Raw genomic sequence first — 10,248 nt, 5'->3', positions numbered from 1 at the left:
AGATACGTGGTATGTCTTCCTTTTGTTTATAAAGAGGAAGCTGTTTGATACAGGATTTAGATAAGTTACGGCGTAGCTGTTGTATTGTTTGGTCAATGGTGTAGTGATTATCAAGGAGCCATTGAGCGGATGGTGCTATGGTTTCATCATTTCGCGCAGCAATATCACAGGTGTGAAAGGCGTGAAGAATAAATTTAGCATTTTCATCCAATCTCTTGCGAAAATCTTCTACGCCTTCATATTCAGGGAGTAAAACTTCTTTGCCAGAAGCTATATCATGACCTAGGTCATAAATATCTTCCTGTACTTTATAAATTGCACGAAGAGGAAGAGCCGTATTAATAAAATGATCTTTTCCCTTCTTTTGAGAAAAAAAGTACTTTATGAAAGGTATTGTGCACGCCATAATGTCCCATTATTATTCAATTACATCGCTTGTTATTTAAAGTGTAAGCATTTTATCTAAATAGTGAACCGTTGATAGATAAAAAACAAACTTTTTGTTTTTATTTGCAAGTAGTTATAATAATTTTTAATGCAATAATTACAAATTAAGGAAATAATTTCTTTAGAAAATAAAAAGGTCACTCCTAAAATGAGTGACCTTAATAATATTATCAGTTTTAATGATTGATGATTAATCTTGTTCTTGTTTTTTCAAAGCAGCACCAAGAATATCACCAAGAGAAGCACCTGAATCTGTAGAACCATATTGAGCAACAGCTTCTTTTTCTTCTGCAATCTCTAATGCTTTGATAGATACTGAAATTTTACGTGTTTTTTTATCAAATGCTGTGATGCGTGCATCAACCTTTTGTCCAATTGCAAAACGCTCAGGACGTTGTTCATCACGATCACGTGCAAGATCAGCACGCCGAATGGTTGTCTCAAGGTTGTGGTCAATCAATTTCACATCAATGCCATTGTCGTTAACAGCAATCACTTCACAAGTTACAACAGCCCCTTTGCGCAATTCACCAGAAGCAGCCGCTTCTCCCACTTTATCACTAGAAAGCTGCTTAATACCAAGAGAGATACGTTCTTTTTCAATATCAACATCCAAAACCACAGCTTTAACGATATCCCCTTTACTGTAAGTATCAATGACCTGTTCACCAGGACGGTTCCAATCGAGATCAGAAAGATGAACCATACCATCAACATCGCCTTCAAGACCAATGAAGAGACCAAATTCTGTTTTATTTTTAACCTCTCCCTCAATTTGTGAATTGACAGGAAATTTATTGGCAAAAGCTTCCCATGGATTTTCAAATGTTTGCTTTAAACCAAGAGAAATACGCCGTTTAGAAGGATCAATTTCAAGAACAACCACCTCTACTTCTTGTGATGTAGACAGAATTTTTCCAGGGTGAACATTTTTCTTTGTCCAACTCATTTCAGAGACATGGATCAAGCCTTCAATCCCTGGTTCAATTTCAACAAAACCACCGTAGTCAGTAATGTTGGTAACAGCACCCGTAATTTTTTTACCAATCGGATAGCGTACACTGATACTTTCCCAAGGGTCACTTTCAAGCTGTTTCATACCAAGAGAAATACGATGCGTATCTTGATTAATGCGAATAATCTGAACTTTAATCGTTTGACCAATTGTCAGCACTTCAGATGGGTGGTTCACACGCCGCCATGCCATATCTGTAACGTGTAAGAGCCCATCAATCCCACCAAGATCAACAAATGCGCCATAATCTGTGATATTTTTCACCACACCTTCAACAATTTGGTTTTCTTCAAGGTTTTGTACTATTTCTGAACGTTGCTCAGCACGACTTTCTTCTAAGACAGTACGACGTGAGACCACAATATTGCCACGACGACGATCCATCTTCAAAATTTCAAAGGATTGTGCATTATGCATAAGAGGTGAAACATCCCGAATGGGACGAATATCAACTTGGCTGCGCGGCAAAAAAGCAACGGCACCATCAAGATCAACTGTAAAACCACCTTTTACTTGGCTAAAGATAACGCCCTCAACCCGTTCACCAGCATTGAATTTTTCCTCTAAACGGACCCAACTTTCTTCGCGACGTGCTTTTTCACGCGATAAAACAGCTTCGCCCATTGCATTTTCAATGCGTTCAATGTAAACTTCAACTTCATCGCCAACTTGCAAAGAGCCATCTTTTGCTTTAGCTCCAAATTCTTTGAGAGGAATACGTCCTTCGACTTTAAGTCCGGCATCAATAATGGCCATGTCTTTTTCGATTGCAATAACACGGCCTTTAACAACAGATCCTTCATTAAGATCATTGGTTTGAAAAGATTCTGTTAAAAGGGCTTCAAAATCCGCTGTTGTGGGATTGTATTGTGACATAAGAACTCCTAATATATACCTTATCTCGTAAGGTATGAGCGCTAGGTTAGTGTTAACACGGGGCAACTTCTTAGCCTTTTTCCTTGAATAAAGGAGGAAAAATTAGCGCTAGGCTGGAAGCCACCTTAATGAATTTATCCAATTATACGCTCTTTTATGATAGGATCAATAAAAGTGCATGCAATTACAAATGTTGCTTCTATACCCAATTCTGACGTATCAAGCAAGTGGGCGTTTTTTGCTGGTCTAAGAGGACTTTGTTTACGGGTTATATCACGACTGTCACGCTGTTCAAGATCGCTAAGAATTTCATGATAATCTGCTTTTCCCCCCTTTTCTAAAATTTCTTGGTAGCGACGTTTGGCACGTATTTGAACATTGGCTAAAACATAAAATTTAATATCGGCATCAGGACAGACAACAGTACCAATATCACGACCATCAAGCACACTTCCAGGTAAAGTTTTGGCAAAATTACGTTGTTTTTCGACAAGAATATTGCGTACAGCAGGGTTAATCGCTATTTTTGAAGCCACTTCACCAAGTTCATGAGAAGAAAGAAGGGCAGGGTTTAAGGTATTAAAATCAAGCTGTTGGGCACAAATGATAGCATTTTTTTCATCATTAAGAGGCAATTTTTTTTGTAAAAGTGCGTGGGCAACACCACGATAAGTAAGCCCAGTATCGAGATGGTGAAGATGATAATGCGTCGCAATTTTGCGTGCTAATGTTCCTTTTCCAGAAGCTGCTGGTCCATCAATTGCAATCACAAAAGGTTTCAAGCGATTTTCCCCCCAAGTTGTTGTATAAAAGGGATAAATTCTGGAAAGCTCGTAGCGATCATTCGTTTATCATCAATGGTAACAGGTTTTTCTGATGCGAGTCCAAAGATCAGAAAACACATAGCAATTCTGTGATCAAGATGAGTGGTAACATATCCACCACCTAAACCTTTGACAGAACCTTTTCCATGAACAATAAGGAAATCTTTCCCTTCTTCAGATTCTACATGGTTGATTTTTAGTCCTTGAGCAACAGCAGAGAGGCGATCTGATTCTTTAACGCGCAATTCTTCAATTCCTAACATCTCTGTTTTGCCTTCAGCAAAGGCTGCTGCTACCGCCAAAGCAGGATATTCGTCAATCATGGATGGAGCACGCTCTTTAGGCACGCTAACACCTTTAAGGATCGATGATTTTATTCGTAGATCAGCAACATCTTCTCCACCTGTTTGGCGTTGATTCAAAAATTCAATTTGAGCGCCCATTTCCCACAATGTTTTTATAAGTCCTATTCGAGAATTATTTATCAAAACATTTTCAATGGTGATATCAGAATCTTCTACAAGAAGGGCGGCGACAATTAGAAAAGCAGCAGAAGAAGGATCTCCTGGAACATGAATCGTTTGTCCAGTAAGATGGGGGTAACCATTAAGATGAATCAAACGCGCACCTTCTTTATCACTTTCTATTTCAAGTTTAGCACCGAATGCTTTTAACATTTTTTCCGTATGATCGCGTGTAAGAACCGGTTCAATAACAGTTGTAATGCCGGCGGTATTGAGTCCAGCAAGGAGAACCGCTGATTTAACTTGAGAGGAAGCTATGGGGACACGATAGCGAATCGGATTAGCTATTTTGGGACCATAAAGCGTTAAAGGAAGATGATTGCCGTGTGTTGCCTCAATGTCCACACCCATAAGACGCAGTGGATCGAGGATACGCCCCATGGGACGTTTAGAAAGAGAAGCATCACCCATAAAAGTTGTTTTCATATGATAGGAACCAACCATTCCCATAATCAGGCGAGCACCTGTTCCAGAGTTTCCAAAGTCTAAAGGTTTTTGTGCGGCTAAGAGACAACCATTCCCTGTTCCTCGTATGATCCAGAGGTCGTCTTTCTTAATCATATAGGCGCCCATAGCCTGCATAGCAGCAGCTGTATTGAGTACATCTGCGCTTTCAAGTAATCCATGGATATATGTTTCACCATTTGCTAACCCTCCCAATATAAGAGAACGGTGGGAGATTGATTTATCTCCTGGTATTCGAATTTTTCCAGAGAGACTACTTGATTTATAGGCGGTTATAGGGATTGCTTTTTGCATGGAATTTCTATTTAATTCTATCTAACTTGTACGAAATTATGCATCCTTTAGCACATGCTTTAAAGGGCGTCATGAAAAAATCTACGTGGAATAGTGTATTTATCTTTGACAAAGGCATTATTTTTCGATTAAGCACCATAAAATTTATCTTTTAATGGAATAGAGTTAATCAAAAGAGGCACGGTTTATGGCAAAACAGGAACTTGGAACGAAACGTGTTGATCCAGAAACAGGAAAAAAATTTTACGATCTAAATCGCGACCCTATTGTGTCACCTTATACAGGAATTTCTTATCCGCGTTCTTATTTTGAGGTTGCGGCTGCTGAAGCAAACAACGAAGAAGAAGTGGATACAGAAGAGCTTGATACAGCACTTGAAAAGTCTGCTTTTATGCTTCTTGAAGAGGATGATGACGGTTCTAAAGATGACGATCTTCCTGATCTGGAAGATAGTGATGTCGATCTGGGAGATGACGATGATACATTTTTATCTCACGATGATGACGATGAGGATGATGACGTTACTGATATTCTTGGAAGCGGTGTTTCTAACGACGACGATTCTTAAAAGAAGGTATCTTTTTCATTGAATGCAAATTCTTCTTGATCTTCAATTTTTATCGTTTTAAAAAGTTGAAATTATAGACTGTTCTTTTGGGGAAATTTGTTTTTATAGGGGCTATAGCTCAGCTGGGAGAGCGCTTGCATGGCATGCAAGAGGTCAGCGGTTCGATCCCGCTTAGCTCCACCAAAAAGACCAGTTCTTCTCTTAAGAAATCAATTTATAGAAGAGAACGCGTAATTAATTTAAAAATTATATGCTCTGTAACTAGTTAATTCATTAGTGCGCGTTTCTTTTAGCGCTGTAATATACTTGTAATCAGTTGCTGGATTGTGAAATTTTACTGTTATCGGAATGGAAAATAAATGATGTTTTTTTATGCTTTGCATAGAAATGTGTGTTATTTATCGTACACATTGTTTTAAAAAACAAAATCTTAACTCCCCCCGCTACAAAATTTTCGCAAAATCATAATACATCGATTATGGGTATCTTGTTAACAGGTGTAAGCTACCTCAATAAAAGCTCTAGAACATATTTCTCGATCATCGCGAATCAAAACTTTTTCAGTGTTTTTAATCTTATCAAACGATCTGCCAGTTTTTAAAAAATCCCCACTTGAATAGTGTTCACCAGCCCATTCCTGAGATATGTTAAATCCTAAAGAATATATTGATTTATCATGATTAAACTATCTCCTCTATTCAATAATAATTTCGAATAGAGTATGCTTTTCTTATCATAACCCTCACGTATTGAATCAATGAAAATCGTTTCCTTAGTGCATCATAAGTCAAAGTTGAGTTGTAGAAACAAAGCGACGCTATCACACTTTTACTAGCTCCCAATGTTACTGCATACTAAAAGAAAACCTTGCCTTGAATATTCATTATATGAAAACGGTATATAGCTTCCCTCCTAAACAATAGCGACGTACAACAAAATAACTTTTTAATTAATATGGACAGACTTCATTTCATACAACACTAAAGACTATTTAGTCTTTTGGCAGGCTGTAACTATACCTTTATAAAAAGCAACGCTTTTATGAAGTGATACTCTTTCGTTTAATGCATTTCTCATTTTTTATATCGAATGTTTTACCCTTTTTATAATGCTTGTTATAATGCTTGAATTGCATTCTTTTTAATTGCTCTTTTATATGCTTAACAAATAAATATTCATGTCATAATCAAGCATAATGAAATTTAAAATTTCTCTTAACACTCTCAAGTATTTCTCCTAGAGCTAAATGACAACATTCAATGGATGATAGTATCCATTGAAAATCTTTTGAATCAATATCCCTTCTTAAGGGAGATAAAAATATCAAGAGTATCTTCAAATAGATTATGTCTTACAAAAGCTTTCTATCACTTGAATTTATTTTAATTTGTTTCTTTAATAATCGGAGAAAAAGATACTACTTTAGCACCCCATAAGAAATTTTACTCTTGAACAATTTTATCCCATCAATTCCCTCATTGAGATTTTTTTCTAATGCCATCCACATCTCTTCAATTGATGTTCATAGAGCTTAGACATCCTTGCCATACGCTGTGCTGCCTGTGAAAGCGCGGTATTAACATACCCACCGCTCCGCGCATAAGCACCATGCCCCATATGATAATTTAAATAAAGGCTATAGGCATCATCAAACCTTACCCCATTGCGCTGAACACTTTGGCGATGATACCAAGCAACAAAATCAGCAGAATCTGCAAAATTGGTACGCCATGCAAAAGACCTACCCGTAGAGCGAAGATACATTGCCCATGTACTGTCAAGCGCTTGAGAATAGCCATAAGCTGTCGACCGACGCTTCCATGGAATAAAACCAAGTAGTTTTTTGCGTGGAGGACGTGCATTGTGACGAAAGCTCGACTCCATATTAATGGTCGCAAGAATAATTGGCATAGGAATTCCATAACGCATTTCTGCTCTTTGAGATGCCCTACCCCAATTATCAAAAAAACTATTTTTTTGTGCTAGAATAGCGCAAGCATTGTTTGTATGGATGGGAGTGGTTGTTGCACACCCCCCTAGCAAAAACACCAGTGCCCCTAAAAACAAAAGGTGTCGCATATTCCCTATTCCTCTCGTTTAAGAAATAAAACAAGATAGGGATACTAAAAAATTATTACCAATCAATAAAAGCGATGATCTGTCTTACGATATAAAAACTTGCCTTTCTTTACTTTATTTTTCATCAATAAAATGCAATGTTTGCGACCGAAAAGATATTGTCGTTTAAGGGTGGGATGTTGGCAACGAACGCTGTGGTGCAGATGCCAAGCACTGAACTTGTCGCTGCAAAATGAAGGGTGTGTGGGAGAATAATTGACATGTATCTAACGCATTATATACTCTTTTGAAATAAATTCACGAATTTAAAAGCTTGAAGAACTTGGTCGGTTCTATTTTTAAAACAAACAATAAGATAAATTAATATTCGTGGAGAGTGTTTATGAGAGTTGCAATTACCTAAGCTTTGTTGTCTGACGCGTCAGAAGTCAGGTGCCTTCTGATTAAGACTTGGTATAATACTTATGATGCGCTGCTTGGTACGAATGTTATTACAGCTCAAACGAATAAATAGCGTAATGTTGAAGTTATAAGTGATCAGATCAAAAAATGTGGTACTTTGTTCTTAACACCAAGGTGGATGGATAAAATTGCTGGCCATATATTTTTTTGATTATTCTGATAAAGATAAAGCCTATTTAGCAAGGCTTTATGTGCTACCATCCTATCAGCTGTTTAGGAATCGGCAAAAAACTGCTTAAACAAGCCATAGAGATCTAAGATACAGGTAGGATTCATCTTAAAGTGAACAGAGAAAATATCAAAGGCCTTTCCTTTTATAAAAAATTATGTTTTAGAGCAACTGGTCAATTACACGAAAACGAGTAAACACTTCTGACTATGGAGAAAGAGATATAAAAAGTTCCAGTTTTTAAGTTATTAAAAAGGATAATATGTCTCTATATTTGAATTTTTTTGCATTAAAAGTTTTAAGTGTGGAATAATAACTTGCGTTACACAGATTTCTAATTGCTTTAATGCTGCTTTGTTACTTCAGAGTGATTTTCTTTTAACTCGAAGGTTTCAATGCGATTTGCCCGTTTCATAATTTTGGATGACGATATTAAAATTCCTTCTATATCTTCACCTGCTTTGTGAAAGTGCTTCTGTAGCGCGCGAACACGCATATCCATTCGTCCAAAATCTTCCATTAATTTTGCTACTTCTGATTGAATTAAATGTGCTTGTTCGCGCATCCGCGCATCTTTCATAATGGTTTGTACAACTTGAACAGAGAGCATCAACAAAGATGGTGAAACAATAATCACATGAGCTCTATTGGCTTTTTGTACCAATGGCTCAAAATCCTCATAGATTGTAGCAAAAATTGATTCCGATGGTACAAAGAGAAAAGCGGTGTCATGGGTTTCTCCAGGAATCAAATATTTTTGTTCAATATCACGGATATGGACTTCTATATCGGTACGAAATTGACGCTCTGCCTCTTGGCGCTCTTGTGCTGATGCTGCTTTACGCAGTGCATTCCAAGCCTCTAGAGGAAATTTAGCATCCACAACAAGAGAAGGTGCTTTATTTGGCATGTGAATAAGACAATCTGGGCGCTTTCCGTTGGAAAGAACAGCCTGAAAAACGTAAGCATTTGTTGGTAAGGCATCGGCAATAATGGCTTCCATCCGCCCCTGACCAAAAGTACCACGTGTCTGCTTATTGCTTAAAATAGACTGCAATTGAACAACTTGTCCCGTAAGAGATTGAATATTATTTTGTGCTGCATCAATCACTGCCAAACGCTCTTGCAAACGATTCAAATTTTCATAAGTTGATTTGGTCTGTACCTGAAGAGTTTGACCTATATTGGCTGTCATACCATTGAGTTGCTCACTGAGTGATTTATTCAATTCAGCTTGCCGTTGACCAAAAATTTCCGCCATTGTTTGCATTCGTCCTTGCATTTCAGCTTGTGTTTTGAGTAAAGTAGCCATCTGCTCTTGCGCCTCACGAGCATGCTCGGCAATTTCACTTTCCAAAAATGCCTTTTTCCGATGAGAATAGATCAACATAAAAAATGCTAGACAAATGAGTATCAATAAAAGAAGAACACTCAATTTCGTAAAAGACTCATCAGCAAATATAAAAGAAAAAAACGAATCAAACATGAAAAGTAATATAACGTCCTCATCGTAAAAAAGCGTAAGAATTTGTTATTCAATATTGACCCATACACAAGCATTGATTAATCTGTGCTCCATGTCAATAAGATCTTTAGTTACTTTACCAGATCCGATTTTACGGGAAGTGTCCAAGCCCATCGAGCATGTTGATGAAACCCTACAAAAGCTTGCTGATGATATGCTGGAAACTATGTATCATGCTCAAGGTATTGGTCTTGCTGCTATTCAGATTGGTATACCACTGCGCATGTTGGTTATGGATGTCTCTCCAAATGATGCACCGAAAAATCCGTTTGTCATTATCAACCCAGAAATTCTATGGCTTTCAGAAGAACGTAATATTCACAAAGAAGGTTGTCTTTCTATTCCTGACTATTTTGCAGAAGTTGAACGCCCTAAACGTCTGCGTGTTCGCTATCAGAACCGTGAAGGAAAACAAACAGAAATTGAAGCAGATGATTTGTTAGCTACTTGCTTGCAGCATGAAATGGATCATTTAGATGGGCGCCTTTTTATTGATTATATCTCAAAAATCAAACGCGATATGGTGATACGAAAATTTAAAAAACGCGCAAAAGAAAAAAATACACAGGATGCAGTATTGTAATGGCATTACGATTAAGTTTTATGGGGACTCCCAGTTTTTCTGTTCCCATTTTGCAGGCTTTATTGGAAGCGGGTCATGATGTTGTCGCCGTTTATAGTCAACCTCCTCGCCCAGCAGGGCGTCGTGGTCTTAAACTCGTTCCCTCACCTGTGCAAAACGCAGCAGAAGAAAAATCGATTCCCGTATTCACACCCCAAACCCTTAAAACAGCCGAACAGCAAGCACAATTTGCAGCACTTTGTATTGATGTTGCTGTTGTGGTTGCCTATGGGCTTCTTTTACCAAAAGCTATTCTTGAAACACCGCGGTTTGGCTGTTTTAATGCCCATGCTTCACTCTTGCCACGCTGGCGTGGTGCTGCACCTATTCAGCGTGCCATTATGGCTGGTGATAAGGAAACGGGGATGATGATTATGA

General features: G+C 37.9%; 9 protein-coding genes and 1 tRNA gene. 4 read left to right on the top strand and 6 right to left on the bottom strand.

Features of this window, described 5'->3' with window-relative positions:
* The 4 genes from FS875_RS08625 to aroA all read right to left on the bottom strand — a co-directional run.
* Positions 1-406, bottom strand: a 406-nt coding sequence (locus FS875_RS08625) for a hypothetical protein (protein ID WP_144755699.1), incomplete at its 3' end; no start/stop codon positions are given.
* A gap of 231 nt (positions 407-637) precedes the next feature.
* The gene (rpsA, locus tag FS875_RS08620) at positions 638-2,338 is read right to left on the bottom strand and encodes a 30S ribosomal protein S1 (RefSeq protein ID WP_144755696.1); all 1,701 of its coding nucleotides are present in this window, start codon (positions 2,336-2,338) and stop codon (positions 638-640) included.
* A gap of 134 nt (positions 2,339-2,472) precedes the next feature.
* A complete protein-coding gene (cmk, locus tag FS875_RS08615) occupies positions 2,473-3,120 on the bottom strand; it encodes a (d)CMP kinase (protein WP_144755693.1) in 648 nt (215 codons plus the stop codon).
* Positions 3,117-4,445, bottom strand: a complete 1,329-nt coding sequence (gene aroA / locus FS875_RS08610) for a 3-phosphoshikimate 1-carboxyvinyltransferase (protein WP_144755690.1) — start codon at positions 4,443-4,445, stop codon at positions 3,117-3,119. Before aroA ends, cmk begins: the two co-directional genes overlap by 4 nt.
* 187 nt (positions 4,446-4,632) lie before the next feature.
* Here aroA and FS875_RS08605 point away from each other — a divergent pair, with 187 nt between their 5' ends.
* Together FS875_RS08605 and FS875_RS08600 are read left to right on the top strand one after the other, a co-directional pair.
* Positions 4,633-5,013, top strand: a complete 381-nt coding sequence (locus FS875_RS08605) for a TIGR02300 family protein (RefSeq protein ID WP_144755687.1) — start codon at positions 4,633-4,635, stop codon at positions 5,011-5,013.
* Between the two features lie 107 nt (positions 5,014-5,120).
* Positions 5,121-5,196, top strand: a tRNA-Ala gene (locus tag FS875_RS08600).
* A gap of 1,308 nt (positions 5,197-6,504) precedes the next feature.
* Here FS875_RS08600 and FS875_RS08595 read toward each other — a convergent pair.
* Positions 6,505-7,092 carry a transglycosylase SLT domain-containing protein gene (locus FS875_RS08595; RefSeq protein ID WP_144755683.1) on the bottom strand — a complete coding sequence of 196 codons (588 nt, stop codon included), beginning with the start codon at positions 7,090-7,092 and terminating at the stop codon, positions 6,505-6,507.
* A 974-nt stretch (positions 7,093-8,066) separates the two neighbouring features.
* Positions 8,067-9,209 carry a DNA recombination protein RmuC gene (locus FS875_RS08590; RefSeq protein WP_144755680.1) on the bottom strand — a complete coding sequence of 381 codons (1,143 nt, stop codon included), beginning with the start codon at positions 9,207-9,209 and terminating at the stop codon, positions 8,067-8,069.
* A gap of 91 nt (positions 9,210-9,300) precedes the next feature.
* On the opposite strand from FS875_RS08590, the gene def reads away from it, so the two are divergent.
* Both def and FS875_RS08580 read left to right on the top strand, forming a co-directional pair.
* Positions 9,301-9,831: a peptide deformylase gene (gene def / locus FS875_RS08585; protein ID WP_144755677.1), complete on the top strand. Its 531-nt coding sequence runs from the start codon at positions 9,301-9,303 to the stop codon at positions 9,829-9,831.
* The coding region (locus tag FS875_RS08580) for a methionyl-tRNA formyltransferase (RefSeq protein ID WP_281282255.1) at positions 9,831-10,248 on the top strand (418 nt) is incomplete at its 3' end. The genes def and FS875_RS08580, both read left to right, overlap by 1 nt.

The organism is Bartonella saheliensis (assembly GCF_902162175.1).
This window is presented reverse-complemented; position numbering and strand designations above follow the sequence as displayed.